Genomic DNA, 17,575 nt, shown 5'->3' on the forward strand with positions numbered 1-17,575 from the left:
GTATTTAAGGTGATTTACAGCTATTTCCCCTCATTCCTATAAGTTTTACCCTAGATCATACGTAACTTCTTTTTAGTTGGCCTAGAGTTAGAAAATTGGATTGTTTCAAATGAGGTAAGAGAGTCGCTGGAGCTCAACATCATTGCTAGATAATCATCAAATTCGCTTCCTCTATCCATTTTTTTAGACGTAATTTCAGTAGCTTGAGCCTCTTTTAATTCTGTGATCAGCTTCTCTAATTCATTAAGTATCATTCTAGCTTTTAAATTCTTCATATATTCCCCTTTGTATATCTCTATATTGCACCTTGTTGTTTTTTATTAGGAGGGGAGGATTCTGACTTTTTGACTTTTCTTAACTTGCAAAATCTTGTCATCGATGGTTTTTATTGCGAATATGTCTTTCGCTAATTTAAAGGAGAATTAAATGAAATCACTCGTTTTGATGCTGGCAATGTTGCCTGCTTTAGTATTTGGTTATAGTAATCCAGACGCTAAGACTCTTATGAATGAATACCAAGAGTTTCGCTCAATGGTATCAAATATGGAACACGATTACCTAGTTGGTGGTTGGTATAAGGCCAAAGACTTTGGTGATACAACTGTTATGTGGCTTCTTAGTGATGACTTAACAGATCGTGAAGTTATTAGATTTTTTAGAAAGAAAGATGATGGCTCAGTTTTTACTGTTACTTACCATCGTTCAGACTACATTGTAGATGGTAGAATTGTTCTTCGTCGTTTCGTTGGCCCAGAGCCAACTGGTTGGATTAACCACACTATTGATTTCGAAACAGGTGAGCACTTAGGTTCACAAGGTTGGTGGCCATTCTTTGATGAAAGCGACCATGACTTTATGAAAAAGTGGGGATTCCACTACTAAAATAAAATTAAGCCTACTTTGTAGGCTTTTTTTATTACTCTGATTTAACTCATAATATTTTAAAATCTCCTTTGATATTTTTAATTCATAGAAATTTCAAAGGAGTTTTTGTGAAAAAAACATCAATCGTTTCAATTTTACTTTTTCTAATGTTTAGTTCTTTCTCATTTGCAGAAGGAAATTCAATGGTTCGTGTAAGGGCCTTAAGCGTAACCCCTGATGTTTCAGACAATATCGGTGGTAATATTGCAATTAATAATGAATCAGTTCCAGAGATCGACTTCTCTTACTTCTTCAATCAAAACTTTGCACTTGAGTTAATTCTTGCAACAGCAACTCATGATGTAAACCTCAATGGAACAGGAAGCCTTGGTAGCGTTTCTTTACTACCTCCAACTTTATTAGCGCAATACCATATGGAATTTGGAGACTTCAAACCATATGTAGGTGCTGGTATCAACTATACAATCTTTTATGGAGAGGTACCGGGAGATATGGTCTCGACAAAGTATGATGATGCATTTGGATATGCCTTACAACTAGGAACTGATATCAAAGTTGCTCAGAATTTATATCTCAACCTTGATGTGAAAAAGCTTTACTTACAAGCTGATGCAACTGTTGATACAGGGTCTGGTGTTGTGAATGCTGAAGTTGATATCGACCCTTTACTTGTTGGGATCGGTATTGGTTTTAGATTCTAGTTTCTTGAAGGGTGGCCATAACACTTGGCCACCTTCTCTTTTTTAACTTGTCCTTTTATTTCTAAGAGCTAAACTATTTCTATGAAAGAAATAGATATTCAAATCTTAAATTCGCAAGACTTTAATAAATACTATTATAAGTATAAGAACGATGTTTTTGAAGATGATCATAGTTATGTACTATGGGATATTCTGTCAGAAACAGAACTTTCAAATGTAAAAAGACTCCAAGAAAATTTAGGAGAACCTTTTAAGTTATGTTTGGCCGCCTTTGATAAAGAAGGAAACTTCCTTGGCTGGAGTTGGGGATATCAAGAAAGTAGTACAACATTTTATATGTGTAATTCAGCAGTACTTCCACAATATCGAAGACAAGGTATTTATGGGGCCATTTTAGACAAGTGTCTGGCAATTCTAGAAGCGGAAGGATTTCAAATGGTCTATTCTCGCCACTGTGCTACGAATAATTCTGTTATTATACCTAAACTTAAAGCTGGCTTTTTAATTTCAAAAATGGAGCTAGATGATAAGTTTGGTGTATTGATACATTTACACCACTATTTTAATGAGAAGAGAAAAAAGGTCATGGATTATCGCGCCGGACAGATTAGGCCCGACGCAGATATTAAGAAGTTATTTAAAATTTAGCGTACACAATAATAAGAATACACCTTAGTATTTACTGACCATGGGTTTCTTACTGGTGTCGGATTCATAAGACCTGGATGATAAACTTTTCCACCACTAATGGCCCAAACCGTTTGTCCAATTGAAACACCTCCATTCCAATCACCATAAGCATCAATAGCTTCTAGTTCATTTGCATTAGGAAGTCTTGCATAAATATTGTCACAGGCTCTTTCTGCTTGTCTCATTGAAGTCGCTCGACCTACTGATCCGTTATGTGTTCCTACAATTGTAAGATTGCGACGTCCTATTTGTACCGTTGCTGGAAACTTTGTTCTTTGAAAATCTTCAAACATTGTAGAGGCAATTTGAGACATAACAACAGATGGTTGTCCTTGTCCTTGATATGTTTTCGTCGACCCATCAGAACTTACTAGAGTAAGTGTGACCTGAATTCCGCCACGGCAATTTGGTGCATATGAATAAGATCCATAAGCCATATAGTCTACTAAAGCTCCTGCATTATTTGGAATCCAACCTGGACGTTGTCCATTATTTATAGAGTCCATAATGTAACGAATATTATTCATATGGACGAATTCTAACTTACGATTAACTACTGGAAAATTACGATAATAGCTATCAAAATATGCTTTAAGAGTATTTTCTAGAGTTACATCCATATACTTATACTGTGTAGCAAGGCGCACATTCTTGTCATATAGAGCATCGAAAGTAACAAGAAGATCCAAGGCCTCATCTCCCTTTGCTCCAGATTGCATAAGCTGAGATGCTAATCCTGTCATTTCACGCATATACTCAGAACGTGTTTGAGAATAAGCTTGTTTGTATGCACACAGGTCTGCTCCTCTTATAAAGGGGATTGAGGCCCAGAGACGAGCTGCTTGAGAGTGTGCACTAACTCCTATTAAGAGAATAAGTGCAAGGGATTTGAGTTTCATAGATTTCTCCAATTTTATTTTATTGCGATCTTAAAAATGCTTCATAAATACAAGCACGAATTCTATCTTTACCCTCAGGTAACTTCTTACATTTGAATTCAGTTTTTGTATTATTTCTAGGTCTCCATTCAAAGTTAACCATGAAAGTTCCTGTTTCACGATTCCAAGAAGGAAAGACCATTAGTCCACCATTTGAATCATCGCCTTCGTGCATTCTAATAACAAGCTTTGTTATTAGATGTCCAGCAATCGCTCCTGCAAATACATCTGATAGCCAGTGTTTTCTATCGTGTAGGCGTCCATAAGATGTTAGAGCGGCCACACCGTAAGCTAAATATGGAACGACTTTATTATCTTTATAAATTTCTGCAAAAACTGTTGCAAATGACCAAGCTCCTGAAGAATGACCTGAAAAGAATGACTTTCCAGTTGTTCCAAAAGCATATGGCCCTTGGTCAGCATTTGGTCTTTGTCGCCCAAAGCCTTTCTTGAATGCTTCCGTTACAATCTGAGTAGCAATTTGACTCGTTAAAACGTAGAGTCCTGCCTTTTTAAGTTTTCCATCTTTTATAACAACACCTAAAAAGTATGATCCGGCGGCTGCTCCTCCAAGGATCATTTTGTCGTGATTATTTGTTGGGTAGACGAGTTTTTCAGTAAAGCCATTCTTATGATCTTGGACAAAGTCCATTGTTTCTTGGTCAGAGCCAAACATAACAAGTCCAAGTGAAGTGGAAGCTGCTAGCATTAGAAGCTCTTTATCACTTAAACCTAGTGGGATGAAATATCCTTTCTTATTATTAGATGAATCAAATTTACGAAGGTAATTAGAGAACTCTTGTGGCGACATTCCACCATAAATGGCCTTGTTTCCAATTCGCCCCTTAATTCCTTCCATTCTGTCGATATTCTTTTGTTCTTCTTCACTACAGCCTTGTACCGTATTCTTACAACTATAGATTTCATCAAGCATATGCTTGGCATTTGAGCGAAGATCTAACTCATTTTCATCAACTGTGACACAACCTTCATAGCGCCATTCACAATCACTTTCATAGACAGTTTGATATATGTCTTTTTGAAAAAAAATCTCATCATTAAGCTTATCTGCTTGGGCAAATTGCCCCATGAGAAGAGTCGATAGAATTAAACTTTTTGTTATTTTTAATGTTTTCATAATTTCTAATATAGAGAAAACGGTTAAAATATGTTTATTTATGTAATATTCACATTGCAGATCAAAAATTGGACAGTCTTAAGAAGGATTTTACAAAGTATACAAAAAATAAGCCTGTAATATTAGGTACTTAAAGTTGTTTTAAGCTACAGTTATACTATTCGTAATAGTATTTATTTGTCGTATGATAGTGTTTTTATCATAATGGACATTTAACTAAACTAGAAAAAGGTATGTTGTGGATATTATAACGTATACGAATATAACTCGTTATACTACGATTTTCTTCTTTTCATTCTTTGTTTACCACTCAATAAGTGGCTTTTTAAATTATTACAATTTAAAAGACCGCTCGACTTTATGGTATACTTTGATGTCAGTTGCTTCAGCCTTTTACTGCCTTTTCTTTACTATAAATACTCATGTACTAGACATAAAAAACTCAAACATTATTTTAAATAGTCTTTGGATTTTTGCTTTTTGTGCTTTTTACGCCTATATGCATGCTATAGAGGCTTTTTTTGGAAGCTCCATTAAGATGATAAAGTATATCAAAGTGTATATCCTCTCTCTGGGCATCTTTCAGATTCTTTCTCTTATTTCTTACGCTTTTTTTGATTATAGCTTTATGTTTTCACCCCAGTCACAAATAAAAGATAGCCTCTTTTATCAATCGACGAATATCGCAATCTCACCAAATTTGATAGGAAACCTAGTCGGAGGCAGTGCAGCTCTTTGCGTCTTTTATGTTAGCTTTGTTATCTGGAGAGAAATTTCGAAACGAAATCTTGAGGAATACTTACTGAGAATAGGTGTTATATTTAATATTCTCGTTGTATTGAATGATACTTTTATAAGCTTAGAAGTTTCAGGAAGCTTGATTCCTATTTATTATTTTGCTAATGCCTTTGAGGCTCTACGGTTTAATTTACACTTTCTTAAAAAGGCCCATAGTAAGATGTACAACCTCGAGTCAGAAGTAGTTCACTTATCTAAAGTCGCTCAGTTTGGATATGCAGCGGCTAGTATTGCACATGATATCAAGAATCATGTTTTCGTAATGAAAGTTAAAGTTGATAAACTAATAAAAGGACGATATTCGACAACTGATAAGGTTTATGAAGATTTAAAAAAGTATAATGAGGGTATATTAGAAATCACCGATCTATATATGAATATTTTTAAGAATAATATTAGTTCTCAAAAAGAAGAATTAGACTTTAATGAGATTTTAAAAGATGTTAGGGGACTAATCTTACCAAAGTTTGAAAATACTAATGTTCGATTTTTAGAAGAAACTAAAAATTTTAAAATATTTTGTAATAAAGCAGAAATGGTAATTTGCCTCGTTAACCTTATAAAAAACTCTTTAGAAGAGGTTAAAGAAAAGAAGGACAATCCTTGGGTTTTGCTTAAAAGTGATATTGAAAAAAATAAGATACTTGTAGTAGATAGTGGCGATGGGATCGATCAAAAACAAGCAGAACAAATCTTCAAGTTTGGCTATACAGGAAAGAAATCTGGAGGTCATGGAGTAGGGCTGGCCATAACAAATGAATTGTTGCAGCGCTCCGGCTTTTCTTTAAAACTTGAGAAAGGTTGTAAAAATACGACGTTCTCTATCAATTGTTGAGATAATTTTTAAAATTAATTAGATAAGTGTTTGAAAATATTTATTTGTTAAGATGGTTTACTCTTTGCTTTATTAGAGTGTATCGATATAAACTATTTATCAATTTTATTAATTAATCTTTGGAGAAGGTCGGTGGAGCTAGACCTATATGTCGCATTCACGCGTTATTTAACGACTTTTGTGTTTTCGTTTTTTATCTACCAACTTTTTGCAAGTTTAGTTAATTATACACAGCTCAAAGAAAGAGAAGCTTTATGGCCAATGGTCATGTGTTTGACGACTGCGGCATATTGCTTTGTTTTTGCTTTCAATACTCATTTCATCAATCAAAAGTTATCAGATTTTCTTTTAATGATCTTCTGGGTTTGTGCTTATTCGTCTTTTTACAGTTACATAAGAACCATAGAAGTTTATTTAAAAAGACGTATAAAGAAGCTTGAGTTTGCGAAGCTATATTGTGTGTTTCTAGTTAGTGTTCAGATTGTTTGTGCCATATCGACACTGCTTTTTAATCACAACTTTCTTTTTGATGAGCACAACTACGTCAAGTCCAATCTCTTTGCTCAGACAATGCACTTTAATGTTTCTCCAAATATATATGGTAAAATATTAGGAGGTCTCGGTGCTTTAGTTGTTCTCTATACATGTATTGTCATTTGGATTGAATTAAATCGATTAAAAAGAAATGAAGTTCTACTAAAGCTTGGAATTATTGTAACTTTTCTCGCTGTTTTAAATGATACTGCATTGGGACTTGAAATCTCAGGTGCAATTCTTCCTCTGTATTATTTCGGTAATGCATTTGAAGCAGTACGTTTTAATCTATATTTTCAAAGAAAGGTGTATCGTAAATTATTCAACCTAGAGAATGAAGTTGTAAGACTCTCTCGAATTGCTCAATTTGGATTTGCTGCTGCAAGTATCGCTCATGATATTAGAAATCATATATTTGTTCTTAAAATAGGAATTGATAAACTTATTAAAGGAAGGGAGGAGGACCCACAGCAGAATTATAAATCTTTAAATAAACACATTAATAAAGTTTCAGAGATCACAGATCTTTATATGAATGTTTTTAATAAGAATAATGCAAATGAAAAGAATAACGTCTCTGTAAAGAAGATCGTTGATGAGGCCATTGAGCTCGTAGCTCCAAAGTACAAAAATTCTAATGTTGAGCTAATTGTAGATATCGAAGACTTTTCAATTTATTGTAATGAAACGGAGATCACTATTAGTATAGTGAATTTATTAAAGAATGCCCTCGAAGAAGTCTCTTGTGTTGATAAGTATCAGTCTCCATGGGTCCAAGTTCATGCCTACGCAAGCAAGAGAAGTATTTGTGTTACTGATTGTGGTCAAGGAATTTCTAATGAAATTGCTTCCGAAATATTTAATTTTGGATATTCTACTAAGAAGGGTGTTGGTGGACATGGGGTTGGGCTTGCTATCACAAAGGCACTTCTTATGCGTTCTGGATTTCAATTAGGTCTATTAAAAGATTCTAAGAATACTACTTTTGAGGTCTTATTTTAATGTTGTGGTCCTAAAGTAATTACATACCTTCGTGCAATCTCATGAAGTTTCTTGTATTGACTATTAAATTCAAAAATCACTCAGGAGCACTATATGAAATCATTTGTTTTACCCCTAATTCTAGTTATGGCTTCGTCTAATTTATTCGCAGCCGGTAATGTCTCAAGTTTCCTTAAGAGCCTCGAAAAGCTTGACGGACAAGAAGGACGAGTATCTTCTAATACAAATGAAAGAGGAACAGGTGAATGCCAAATTGAAATTCTAAAAGATACTCAATCAACAAGTATTTATTTTAGAAACACTGGATATTATTTTACCCCTGTGGCCCATGCTTTTTCTGATTCAGCTGAGCTTGTCGATGCTAACACGCTACTTGTTTCTGAGGACTCTAATCGCCCAGGAGGTGATGCTTGTGGAAGTTATGGAGGAGAAAGTGGTTACAAGAAAACAATAACTCTAAATGGAGATTCAGTCACTATTAGAGAGACATTTCGCTGCTTTTTATTCAAAAAATACGACTTTAGTTTCACTTGTAAGCTATAAAATTTAGTAAAATTTTTTAGGTAATTAAGGGAGCGTATAAGCTCCCTTTTTTGTTAAATTAGTTAAGCTTCAGAGAATTTTTTAAAGTATTTCTATATTTTAAGTGTTTAATTAGTCTAAATAATGTATATTTTATATTATGAGTGTTGATGAATATATAGTAGTTACTCGGTATGTAACTATCTTCGCATTTTCATATTTCCTATACCAAGCATCAATTGGTGCCTATACTTATCGGAAACACCTAAATGTGAAGGCTTTCTGGCCTATTCTTATGTGTCTTTCGGCCGGAGCTTATGCCGTCTTAATTGCTGTAAATACTCATGTCTCAGATCCTAAACTTTCTAATTTCCTCTTAATTACGTATTGGTTCTTCGCATATTGGACTTATTATTGTTACCTAAAGGCGATAGAGGGTTTTTTTGGATATGATCTTAAAAAGCTGTGGTTCTCTAAGTTCTTTTGTGTGGCCCATTCGGTCTATGTTGTCATTGGAGGTTTTCTTTACCTCTTCACTTCTGTTGATTTGATATTTAAGCCTCGGGAAATTCCACCATCAACACTTTTTACAAAAGCATTAAATCTACAAATCTATCCCAGTCTTTTAGTTGTTCTAACAGGTGTTATGGGATTAGTCGTTATTCTCTACTCTACTATCGTCGTTTGGAAGGAATTAAATAGACGAAACAAGAACGAGTATCTTTTTAAAATGGGATTAATTGTTACTTTATTTGCATCGATATGGGATACATCTATAGGGACAGAAACAATTGGTTATCTCGTTCCTATCTATTATCTGGGCTACGTTTTTGAATCCATGCGATTTAATATTTATTACCAGGATTTGGCTTTTACAAAGATGTATAACCTTGAAAAAGATATGGTTAAGCTCTCTAAAGTTGCCCAATTTGGCTTTGCCTCAGCTAGTATTGCTCATGATATTAGAAATCATCTCTTTGTCTTAAATACGGCAAATAATCGTCTAGAAAAAGAATTATTAGAAGATCAACGCCGATATACAGAAAAACTCCGTAAACATATTGCAAAGATTCTGGAAGTTACTGACCTCTACATGAATATCTTTAAGAAGAATTATGATTCTCACAAAGAGAGAATCAAAATCTCAGATGTCACAATGGAAGCAATTGATCTCGTACAAGAAAAGATTGATAAGGATAAGGTGAAAGTAGAGCTTGAGATTGATGATTTTGATATAGATGGCAATGAAACAGAGCTAAGCTTGTGTTTAGTTAACTTGATAAAGAACTCACTTGAAGAGATAAAAACAACAGATACACCTTGGATAAAGGTCATTACTTCATCAAGTCAGCGGTTTATTAAGATTGTAGACTCTGGAAATGGGATTCCAAGGGATCAGTTAAAGAATATCTTTGAAATGGGTAAGACTACAAAGAAGGACGGCTCAGGCTTTGGTGTAGGCTTGGCCATCACAAAGCAAATCATTGAAAACTCAGGATATCAACTTCTGGTTGAGGAAGATTCAGAAAATACCACATTCGTGATAAATTTTTAGGGTTTCATTTATATTATTTTATTCTTAGGCATGCTGTGTTACTGATAGGCTAAATATTTTGTAATATTAGGGAGCTTAATATGAATATCTTAAAATCTATTATTCTACTGAGTGCTTTTTCTGTATTTGCACATCAGCCACAATCAACTTTTATTATCACTAATGATGCTCAATTAGGGACAGTTATTGGTTTCAGTGATTCTAGCTTCAATTATGATGTAAACGATACAAAGAGAGAAAGACAATTTTGCTTTGTCGGTAATGTAAATGAAGTATGTGCTCAAATTGAGCAAGCTTCTTTTGATATGAATGGCCGTTATTATCAAGGATCTCATGATCGTATTGAATTACTTAGCTGTGAAGTAAAGGTTCAAGATGATTATCGTTTAAAAGACTATATTGAAACGACATATAACCTAAGCGATGACTACGGGTCAGACTTCACTGTAACTCGTAAGATTGAGACATGTCTTAAAAATTAGAAATTCTCAAATAACTTTTAGGCCCATTTATTGGGCCTTTTCTTTTATATTTTCCAATACTTATTAAATTTTAATTGGTCTGACTTATAAAAAGTCAGAATGTCAGGATAATTATATTTAGCTTAATTTGTCTTCCTATAACCTAAGTACAAGAAAGTGATGAGTAATATCAGTTGTAAGATTGATTAATTACATTCTTTATATACCCTGATGGTTTCGTGATATGCAATTTTGTGATCTACTATTTCATCAGGGTATTTATCAGTTCCGTATTCTGGAATCCATTTCTTTATATATTCAAAATCTGGATCAAATTTCTTTTGCTGTGTATAGGGATTAAAAATTCGAAAGTATGGGGCAGCATCACAACCAGTTCCTGCCACCCATTGCCAATTTCCATTATTAGAAGCAAGTTCAAAGTCATTTAATTTGCGAGCAAAGTATTTCTCGCCCCAGCGCCAGTCAATGAGAAGATCCTTAACTAAAAAAGAAGCTGCAATCATACGAACTCGGTTATGCATATAGCCTGTCTCATTTAATTCTCTCATCCCAGCATCAACTATTGGGAAACCTGTTTTTCCTTCACACCACTTCTTGAATTCTTTTTTATTATTCTTCCATTTTATACTTTTATATTTCTCTCTAAATGGAGCATTCTCGACATGAGGGAAGTGATAGAGGATTTGAATGAAAAACTCTCGCCAGATTAGTTCACTTAACCATGTATCATTTTTCTTATATCCTACTTGTGCACATTTACGAGGAGATATGGTTCCAAATCTTAAATGGATACCTAGTTTTGATGTCGCATCGAGAGCTGGAATATCACGGTTCTTGTCATAGTCATCAATTATTCGACCTTTAATCGTTTTTACTTGTTCATCAGCTTTCTCATTATAGATAAAACCAAGATCTTCTAACGTTGGTAAGGTTTCTGCCTTAAAGTTCTTAAAATTATCAAAGTATTTATGAGTCTCAAGGGTCGCAATGTCTTTTGGCCTTAACTCTGCCAGCCATTTATTTTTGTAAGGAGTGTAGACTACATATGGTTTGCCATCATCTTTTAAAATATCGTCTTTAGCAAAAATACAGTGATCTTTATATTGGTGAAAACTAATATTTTCTTTTTCTAAAAAAGAAGCAATTGCTTTGTCTCTTTTAATTGCATATGGTTCGTAGTCTTCATTTGTATAGACTTCTTCGATATTATATTCTTTTATAAGCTTTTTGTATTCAGTAAGGGGGTCACCCGTTAAGACAAGTAGGTCACTTCCAAAATCGTTTAATTCTTCTTTTAGGTCAGTTATTGCATCATGAATGAAACTTACTCTAAGGTCATTTTCATCTTCTAATTTCGACAAAATATTTGTATCAAAGATAAATATAGGCAGGACTTCTTTCTGTGATTGAAGTGCATGAAGAAGGCCGCGATTATCTTTTAATCGAAGGTCTCGACGAAACCAGAATATATTAACTTTCTTAGAACTCATATTATGCAATATCTTTTAATAGCTTTAATTCTTTTGGGTACGGTTCAAAGATATATTGGTCTTGTAAATATGCCTTTTGATGTGCCTCTGTTAATACGTTTAGAAACGAGTTTATTGTGAGGTAATTTGAAACACCATTTTGATAATCTTCCATTAAGTTTAACAAGGCTTTCTTTTCTCCTGCTCCTAAATCATTCTTAAAATATCCAAAGACATGATAGCAAGCATTTAGTCTATTCTTACGAGTTGGAAGAATTGAAATCGTTTCCATAAATAACTTAAAGTATATTTGGTAAACTTTTTGTGCTGGTAAACCTTCATGGTTAGCAGCAATACGACCGAGAGTTCTCATATTCTCTTGATTATGTTCCATGATGGCATATTTATGCATCTGATGAAATAATTGTAAGTCCCTCATCGTTCCATTTAGTTGTTTAAAACGAAAGTGTGAAAATATCTTTTTTACAAAGTTTTCTCGTAGTTCAATATTTTTAATTCTTCCATTATCGATATAAGGAAGGTTAGGGAATTGATCCATAATGAATCCTGCATATAAACCAGTTGATTTATTCACATAATTTGGATCATCTAATGTAATGGTCTTTACGTTATCTGGGCCACAAGTAGGAGACTTCCTCGTAAATATATGGCCGTCGATATCTAAGTTCTTTAAATCATCTTCGATTGACTCATATGTAATATAAGCTGTCTGAGTAAGCTCTTCTTTTGTGAACTTAGAGCGCAGCTTTACTTCATTATCTTTTCTAGTGGTGCGAAAGAGATGAATTTCTTCTCTTGGAACACCCAGTCCCATCGCAAGTTCTGGACAGACTGGGTGAAAATCAACAAATTTAGATAATTCTGAATAAATCCAATTCTCACGACAATGGCCACCATTGTAGCGAATATTTTCACCTAAAAGGCATGAGCTTATAGCAATGAGTGGTTTTTGTCGTTTCATAATTTATCCAATCTCAACCTTATTGTTGAGTCTTTAAAAGTTTACTAACATCAAAGTGAAGATCTTTCGCTTTTGCTACTAGTTCAAGATAGATTTTCTCATCTAACTCTTTAGTACGTGAAAGAATCCATAGGTATTTTCTCGACTTGTCTCCAACCATTGCATATTGATAGTCTTCATCAAGTTCAAGAATCCAGTAATTACCTGCAAAAATAGGAAGCTTAATCCCTCTTAAAAAGAATTGTACTTTTAACTTTGCATTTGTTTCTTCATCAACAACCCAAGCTCTTGCTTCAGCTTCTTTGTATTCACCATCAGGAGAACCAACACGACACGTATTTATAACTTTAATATCTCCATCTTTTCTAAGACTGTAATTGGCTTCAACAGCAGTACAGCCTTTTTGAAAGCTTTGATCAAAACGTGCAATCTCATACCACTTACCTAGGTAGCGATCGAGATCAACATAATCAACTGTATCTAGCGGTAAGCTTGAGCTAGATAGTGCAACCGAGCACATTAACATTGAAAAAAATAACACGAGCTTCTTCATCTTCTTCTCCTTCTTAATTTTAGATTAACTACTTATTAACTTCATCAAAAATTTTATCTAATTTTTGACTACGAAATTTAAAAATTTTCTTAACATCACTCCTAACAAAGGCACCGGCAAAGAGATCCCCAAGGGCACCGAGAGGAACCTTATATAAGACCTCATCAGTTAAGAGTGTTCCATTCTTATATGGTATAAAACCATGTGTATGAACCCATTTGTTATAAGGACCTTCTAATTGTTTATCGACAAATTCCTTACCTTTAACAAAGTGTAAAATTTCTGATTTCCACTTAAGAGGAATACCATAAATACTTAAGCGGTAATCGATTATGGTACCCTTTGTAATCTCTGGAGTATTCATATCTAGTACTTTAAACCCGATAGAATCTGGTGTGATTGCTTCTAGGTTTTTTTCGTTACTAAAGAAATTAAAGACATTCTCAACTGGCCTTTCAACCCATTGAACCTGTGAGAACTTTTTTTCCAAACCCACAAGATCCTCCAAAGCATCTTTTAAGTTAGGAAATTGAAATTGAAATTTATTTTCATTTAAATATGATGGGATTACATTTTGACCATCTAATAAGAGGGTAGACATCTCTCCTAGAATTATTTTTAATGCAAATCCTGGTGCAGGAAGAATCGTTGGTCTTTTAACAACGCTTCCTAGAGTTGATGTGAATTCTTTATTACTTACTGGTCTTGGAGCTGTTGCATTAATGGCAACTTGATTAACTTGGTTTTCCACTAGGTGAAGATAAATACTTACTAGGTCCTTAATGTGGATCCAGCTCATAAATTGATTTCCACTGCCCAGTTTTCCGGCCACTCCAAGTTTAAAAGCTGGAAGCATTTTTTGAAGAGCACCACCGTTGTTGGCCAAAACGATACCTGTTCTTACATGATTAATAAGAATCTCTTTATTATTTAATTTATCAGTTTCGTCTTCCCAGGCCTTGCATACCTTGGCCAGAAAATCATCACCGTATGAAGCGTCTTCTTTTAGCGCCGGAGGATTCTTTTCACTTTGTGTTCCATAAATTCCAATAGCACTGGCCGTGATAAACTTCTTTAATGAAACTTGATTATTATTAATTGTATCAACTAAGAGTTTAGTACTTTGTGTTCGAGAGTTTAATATTTTCTCTTTTTGTTTCTCGGACCAACGGCCGCCTCCGATATTCTCACCTGCAAGATGAATAATTGTTTCAACACCTTCCAGAGCAGATTCATCGATCTTGTTCGCATTTGGATCCCATTCGAAAAATGAGAGAGGAATTGTGAATTGCTTTGCGGCCTTAGCTGTATTTCGAGTTAGTACTCTTATGTCTTCATGGCCTGCTTTAGCTAGAGCGTAAACTAACTCTTGGCCAATCAATCCAGTTGCTCCAGTGATAAGTATGCTCATTTTTCCTCCTGAGTATACAAGAAATAACTCTTGTATATGTTTTGTATATATAATATAATATACAACAATTGAACAAGAATTTGTAAAATATAGAGGCTTTCATGAATAAAAATATTGGTATCCGAGTAATTTCAGACATTTGTCGAGTTCAACCCCATACAATCAGAATGTGGGAGAAGAGATATGGTGCATTTGAGCCCGTTAGGGGAATGAATGGCGAGAGGCTCTATGGTGATGAAGATGTGGCCAGAGCTAAGGCCATGGCAAACCTCATTGCCCACGGACAAACAATTTCTAAAGTTGCTAATCTAACTCTACAAGAGTTAAACGAGCAGGTTTCTGGGATTTCTGATGAAATGGCCTATGAGACAAATCACATCATTAATGAAGGTGTTGAGCGCTTACTAAGTGCCCTAAAGAGATATGAAATTGATAGAGTTCATTCTGAAGCGGAATACTTGAGGCTTAATTCAAGCTCCAAGGAGTTTATCTTCAAGGTTGTCCTACCTGTAATGCAGCAAACTGGACAAATGGTTGTTGATGGTATGTATACCGTAACACAAGAGCATATCGTTTCGACTATTATTAGGGAACAACTTGGACAAATTAGATTACCAAATCTCCCAGAGTCTGAACGTTTTGCCTTAGCTACTCCTGAAGGAAACCTTCATGAATTATCAATTATAATTGCTGATATCCTTTGTAAGGCCAATAGAAATAGTACTTATTATCTTGGTGCCGCAAATCCTGCACATTGCTTAGCAGAGGCCGTTAACGCGCTATCATGCGATAATATCATCCTTGGTGTTGTAAGTTCTGATCATTGGAATTATGAAACTCATATCATTCCATATTTGAACCGAGTAGATAAAGTCCTTAATAGACCAGTTAGGATCATATTAGGTGGGGCGAAGCCTTTGGACTTTCCTGAATTTAAAAATATTAAGTCTGTTGAGATTATTGCTGACTTCCAACTATTTGATAAGAGGTTATCTGGGCTGTCATAATTAACGCGTTAGGCTTTGTCATACCATTGTTTGATTAGTAAAACTTCCTCGACTTTATAGAGGAGACAACAATGAGAAACACATTCCTAATGTTTATTGCATTATTCTTTAGTGCTCAAGTATTTGCACTTAATGGTAATAATGAATGCCTAAGATTTGAAAATGACGCAGCTAAGGTTGAAGCAATTGAATTTAGCGCAAATTTATTAAATTACGAATCAACACTTGATTTCTGTACAGCAGATCGCCTTTGGGATCTTCAAGTAACACATGCTCCAAATTTTTGGCCAGTAGGTGAAGAAGATGATCATCATATTAAGCTTCAGCTTCATTATGAGTATCATAGCTGTACAATTTATTACAACCAGACACTTAAGAAGCTTAGTCGTCAGCGTTGTTATAATACTTGGTGATCTAAATAATATTTCAAATACTTAAGGCCCACTTCGTTGGGCCTTTTTTCTTATCTTTTCTTAAGAAATACCGATACTTAAATAAGATGAGAGCTAAATTAAAATACTATTCACTTATTCTTATTTGCCTATTAGCTACAGCTGAGCTCTTTGCTCAAAAGAGTCAGACGTTTGAGTTCGATGATAATAAAGACAAAGTAATTGATAATATCTTTCGCTATGTAGACGGAGCTCTCGTAGAGCACCTCAATGATCGTAATTATGATCAGAAATATGATTATAAAATGCAGGTAAAAGGTAATATTACTCGTATAGAAGCAGATAATGACTTTGATGGTAAATTTGATCGGCTCGAAATCATATCAAATAAAGGCGCAAGCTCACAATATCAACTCTATGACATAAATGATGGAAAAAAGAAGCTAATAGTTGATAGAGAAATTTCAAATCTTGATCATAGAGAAACATTAAGTAATGAATCCAATATTAAATGTAGTTATGAAAACTTCCTCAGAGGTCTAGAGGGGGTTGATGATTTTATTGATAACTTCGATCCAATCATCTCAAGAATTGGAGGAGGTGTTTTTGAATTTACACCAGGAGTTCAAATACACAAGAGCTGCTTAGATAATCTAGGCGATGAGAAGTTTCCAAGGATGCTTCGAAATGCATTGGATAAAGGTCTAAGTTGTCTCTCTGATTTGGCCAGTCAGGATAAAGATAAGTCAATGAAAGGTGAGATTTCAAACTTGTTAAACTTTTTTAACATACAGTTAAGTGGAAAAGTGAATCCTACAAAATTCATCTGTCATAATAAAAACTATAATTGGAATAATGGTGTCGTCGGTTATGCATCGACTAGTGAAGTTGAGATTAAGAGTCTAGGTATTAAGCATCCATTTGTTTCATTAAATCCAAAGATGGAAAAAAGCTTCTTTGGTGGAATAAAGAACGGCCCGAGCACAGATGAGTTAGAAGGTGTTATGTTTCATGAGATGATTCATAATTTTGGCTATCGACATGGAACAGGAGTCGATACATCTTATGGATGTGAAGCATGTTGCTTTGGTAATGATAAGGCAAAGAAATATGCATGTAATATCTGTGTTGGAAAGTATAAAGACGAAATGGATTCAGCATATATAAGAGATATGGCATTGATGTCTAAGGAGTCAGGTCTCGTTTCAGCAGAGTTATTTCTCTACAATAACATTGAGAGAATCCCTGTTAATCAAGAAAATATCGAATCTTTCTTTATTGGACTGGCAACAAGAGGTCCAGGAGTTTTACAAGAATTCAAAAAGCAAATGGAACAGAAAGGTTATAAAATACGAGAAACAAGTGAAACGAAAGAGCTGATAAGAGATGCAAAAAACTACCGCCCAATAAATAGTTTTATTGCAAAAGTAAGTGAAGCCTACGCAAGGGCGCTAGTAACATCATTTGTGGATAAAGAATCCTCAAAAGCTAAAACGGCCCTTAGAATGCAAATAACTTCAAAGTCACTTTTTGAAATAGCAGATGAAAATGCAAGAGATTCTCAATTTGCGGCAAAGCTTGGTCGTGGCATTAGAATGTTAGAAGAACTGCTTTAGTGTTATCTAATAATTGTATAGTGTAAATATTATCAATCGAATATACATCGTGTAGCTCGTAATCT

General features: G+C 34.4%; 18 protein-coding genes. 11 read left to right on the forward strand and 7 right to left on the reverse strand.

The window, feature by feature from the left end; all coding sequences use genetic code 11:
* Window positions 1-50 precede the first annotated feature (50 nt).
* Window positions 51-275 carry a hypothetical protein gene (locus ACMAZI_RS05460; RefSeq protein ID WP_412473591.1) on the reverse strand — a complete coding sequence of 75 codons (225 nt, stop codon included), beginning with the start codon at window positions 273-275 and terminating at the stop codon, window positions 51-53.
* A gap of 151 nt (window positions 276-426) precedes the next feature.
* On the opposite strand from ACMAZI_RS05460, the gene ACMAZI_RS05465 reads away from it, so the two are divergent.
* From ACMAZI_RS05465 to ACMAZI_RS05475, 3 genes are all read left to right on the forward strand, one after another.
* Window positions 427-882, forward strand: a complete 456-nt coding sequence (locus ACMAZI_RS05465; RefSeq protein WP_114705219.1) for a hypothetical protein — start codon at window positions 427-429, stop codon at window positions 880-882.
* A 110-nt stretch (window positions 883-992) separates the two neighbouring features.
* Window positions 993-1,586 carry an OmpW/AlkL family protein gene (locus ACMAZI_RS05470; protein WP_114705218.1) on the forward strand — a complete coding sequence of 198 codons (594 nt, stop codon included), beginning with the start codon at window positions 993-995 and terminating at the stop codon, window positions 1,584-1,586.
* An 81-nt stretch (window positions 1,587-1,667) separates the two neighbouring features.
* Entirely contained in the window at window positions 1,668-2,234 is a 567-nt protein-coding gene (locus tag ACMAZI_RS05475; RefSeq protein WP_114705217.1) for a GNAT family N-acetyltransferase, read from the forward strand.
* Here the strand turns inward: ACMAZI_RS05475 and ACMAZI_RS05480 are convergent.
* Both ACMAZI_RS05480 and ACMAZI_RS05485 read right to left on the reverse strand, forming a co-directional pair.
* Entirely contained in the window at window positions 2,231-3,175 is a 945-nt protein-coding gene (locus ACMAZI_RS05480) for a hypothetical protein (protein ID WP_114705216.1), read from the reverse strand. The genes ACMAZI_RS05475 and ACMAZI_RS05480 overlap by 4 nt on opposite strands.
* 19 nt (window positions 3,176-3,194) lie before the next feature.
* Window positions 3,195-4,352 (reverse strand): phosphatase PAP2 family protein, encoded by a 1,158-nt coding sequence (locus tag ACMAZI_RS05485; RefSeq protein ID WP_412473590.1) that lies wholly within the window; start codon window positions 4,350-4,352, stop codon window positions 3,195-3,197.
* A gap of 628 nt (window positions 4,353-4,980) precedes the next feature.
* Between ACMAZI_RS05485 and ACMAZI_RS05490 the strand changes: the two genes are divergently transcribed.
* The 5 genes from ACMAZI_RS05490 to ACMAZI_RS05510 all read left to right on the forward strand — a co-directional run bounded on the left by ACMAZI_RS05490 (window position 4,981) and on the right by ACMAZI_RS05510 (window position 10,080).
* A complete protein-coding gene (locus tag ACMAZI_RS05490) occupies window positions 4,981-5,985 on the forward strand; it encodes a sensor histidine kinase (protein WP_158536715.1) in 1,005 nt (334 codons plus the stop codon).
* 132 nt (window positions 5,986-6,117) lie between these two features.
* A complete protein-coding gene (locus ACMAZI_RS05495; RefSeq protein ID WP_412473589.1) occupies window positions 6,118-7,521 on the forward strand; it encodes an ATP-binding protein in 1,404 nt (467 codons plus the stop codon).
* Between the two features lie 93 nt (window positions 7,522-7,614).
* Window positions 7,615-8,064, forward strand: coding sequence for a hypothetical protein (locus tag ACMAZI_RS05500; protein WP_120405166.1), 450 nt, complete (start codon window positions 7,615-7,617; stop codon window positions 8,062-8,064).
* A gap of 139 nt (window positions 8,065-8,203) precedes the next feature.
* Window positions 8,204-9,598, forward strand: a complete 1,395-nt coding sequence (locus tag ACMAZI_RS05505) for a sensor histidine kinase (RefSeq protein ID WP_412473588.1) — start codon at window positions 8,204-8,206, stop codon at window positions 9,596-9,598.
* A gap of 80 nt (window positions 9,599-9,678) precedes the next feature.
* Window positions 9,679-10,080 (forward strand): hypothetical protein, encoded by a 402-nt coding sequence (locus ACMAZI_RS05510; RefSeq protein ID WP_114705210.1) that lies wholly within the window; start codon window positions 9,679-9,681, stop codon window positions 10,078-10,080.
* Window positions 10,081-10,265: 185 nt separating this feature from the next.
* On the opposite strand, the gene ACMAZI_RS05515 is transcribed toward ACMAZI_RS05510, so the two are convergent.
* From ACMAZI_RS05515 to ACMAZI_RS05530, 4 genes are read right to left on the reverse strand one after another with little or no spacing between them, the layout of a single operon-like run.
* Window positions 10,266-11,570 carry a cryptochrome/photolyase family protein gene (locus ACMAZI_RS05515; protein ID WP_412473587.1) on the reverse strand — a complete coding sequence of 435 codons (1,305 nt, stop codon included), beginning with the start codon at window positions 11,568-11,570 and terminating at the stop codon, window positions 10,266-10,268.
* 1 nt (window position 11,571) lies between these two features.
* Window positions 11,572-12,531 carry a DUF523 and DUF1722 domain-containing protein gene (locus tag ACMAZI_RS05520; RefSeq protein WP_120405162.1) on the reverse strand — a complete coding sequence of 320 codons (960 nt, stop codon included), beginning with the start codon at window positions 12,529-12,531 and terminating at the stop codon, window positions 11,572-11,574.
* A 19-nt stretch (window positions 12,532-12,550) separates the two neighbouring features.
* Window positions 12,551-13,084 carry a lipocalin family protein gene (locus ACMAZI_RS05525; RefSeq protein ID WP_114705207.1) on the reverse strand — a complete coding sequence of 178 codons (534 nt, stop codon included), beginning with the start codon at window positions 13,082-13,084 and terminating at the stop codon, window positions 12,551-12,553.
* Between the two features lie 28 nt (window positions 13,085-13,112).
* Window positions 13,113-14,495: a TIGR01777 family oxidoreductase gene (locus ACMAZI_RS05530; RefSeq protein WP_114705206.1), complete on the reverse strand. Its 1,383-nt coding sequence runs from the start codon at window positions 14,493-14,495 to the stop codon at window positions 13,113-13,115.
* Window positions 14,496-14,596: 101 nt separating this feature from the next.
* Here ACMAZI_RS05530 and ACMAZI_RS05535 point away from each other — a divergent pair, with 101 nt between their 5' ends.
* The 3 genes from ACMAZI_RS05535 to ACMAZI_RS05545 all read left to right on the forward strand — a co-directional run bounded on the left by ACMAZI_RS05535 (window position 14,597) and on the right by ACMAZI_RS05545 (window position 17,510).
* Window positions 14,597-15,502, forward strand: coding sequence for a MerR family transcriptional regulator (locus ACMAZI_RS05535; protein ID WP_114705205.1), 906 nt, complete (start codon window positions 14,597-14,599; stop codon window positions 15,500-15,502).
* 71 nt (window positions 15,503-15,573) lie between these two features.
* Window positions 15,574-15,915 carry a hypothetical protein gene (locus ACMAZI_RS05540; protein WP_114705204.1) on the forward strand — a complete coding sequence of 114 codons (342 nt, stop codon included), beginning with the start codon at window positions 15,574-15,576 and terminating at the stop codon, window positions 15,913-15,915.
* A gap of 86 nt (window positions 15,916-16,001) precedes the next feature.
* Window positions 16,002-17,510 carry a hypothetical protein gene (locus ACMAZI_RS05545; RefSeq protein ID WP_120405160.1) on the forward strand — a complete coding sequence of 503 codons (1,509 nt, stop codon included), beginning with the start codon at window positions 16,002-16,004 and terminating at the stop codon, window positions 17,508-17,510.
* Window positions 17,511-17,575: the final 65 nt, after the last annotated feature.

It is taken from the genome of Halobacteriovorax sp. YZS-3-1 (genome assembly GCF_047084945.1).
Lineage (GTDB): Bacteria > Bdellovibrionota > Bacteriovoracia > Bacteriovoracales > Bacteriovoracaceae > Halobacteriovorax_A > Halobacteriovorax_A vibrionivorans.

What these genes read in the sequence shown, in the direction of transcription:
- ACMAZI_RS05460 (WP_412473591.1), bottom strand. Translation starts at nt 275, where the DNA reads ATGAAGAATTTAAAAGCTAGAATGATACTTAATGAATTAGAGAAGCTG.
- ACMAZI_RS05465 (WP_114705219.1), top strand. Translation starts at nt 427, where the DNA reads ATGAAATCACTCGTTTTGATGCTGGCAATGTTGCCTGCTTTAGTATTT.
- ACMAZI_RS05475 (WP_114705217.1), top strand. Translation starts at nt 1,668, where the DNA reads ATGAAAGAAATAGATATTCAAATCTTAAATTCGCAAGACTTTAATAAA.
- ACMAZI_RS05480 (WP_114705216.1), bottom strand. Translation starts at nt 3,175, where the DNA reads ATGAAACTCAAATCCCTTGCACTTATTCTCTTAATAGGAGTTAGTGCA.
- ACMAZI_RS05485 (WP_412473590.1), bottom strand. Translation starts at nt 4,352, where the DNA reads ATGAAAACATTAAAAATAACAAAAAGTTTAATTCTATCGACTCTTCTC.
- ACMAZI_RS05490 (WP_158536715.1), top strand. Translation starts at nt 4,981, where the DNA reads ATGTTTTCACCCCAGTCACAAATAAAAGATAGCCTCTTTTATCAATCG.
- ACMAZI_RS05500 (WP_120405166.1), top strand. Translation starts at nt 7,615, where the DNA reads ATGAAATCATTTGTTTTACCCCTAATTCTAGTTATGGCTTCGTCTAAT.
- ACMAZI_RS05505 (WP_412473588.1), top strand. Translation starts at nt 8,204, where the DNA reads ATGAGTGTTGATGAATATATAGTAGTTACTCGGTATGTAACTATCTTC.
- ACMAZI_RS05510 (WP_114705210.1), top strand. Translation starts at nt 9,679, where the DNA reads ATGAATATCTTAAAATCTATTATTCTACTGAGTGCTTTTTCTGTATTT.
- ACMAZI_RS05515 (WP_412473587.1), bottom strand. Translation starts at nt 11,570, where the DNA reads ATGAGTTCTAAGAAAGTTAATATATTCTGGTTTCGTCGAGACCTTCGA.
- ACMAZI_RS05520 (WP_120405162.1), bottom strand. Translation starts at nt 12,531, where the DNA reads ATGAAACGACAAAAACCACTCATTGCTATAAGCTCATGCCTTTTAGGT.
- ACMAZI_RS05525 (WP_114705207.1), bottom strand. Translation starts at nt 13,084, where the DNA reads ATGAAGAAGCTCGTGTTATTTTTTTCAATGTTAATGTGCTCGGTTGCA.
- ACMAZI_RS05530 (WP_114705206.1), bottom strand. Translation starts at nt 14,495, where the DNA reads ATGAGCATACTTATCACTGGAGCAACTGGATTGATTGGCCAAGAGTTA.
- ACMAZI_RS05535 (WP_114705205.1), top strand. Translation starts at nt 14,597, where the DNA reads ATGAATAAAAATATTGGTATCCGAGTAATTTCAGACATTTGTCGAGTT.
- ACMAZI_RS05540 (WP_114705204.1), top strand. Translation starts at nt 15,574, where the DNA reads ATGAGAAACACATTCCTAATGTTTATTGCATTATTCTTTAGTGCTCAA.
- ACMAZI_RS05545 (WP_120405160.1), top strand. Translation starts at nt 16,002, where the DNA reads ATGAGAGCTAAATTAAAATACTATTCACTTATTCTTATTTGCCTATTA.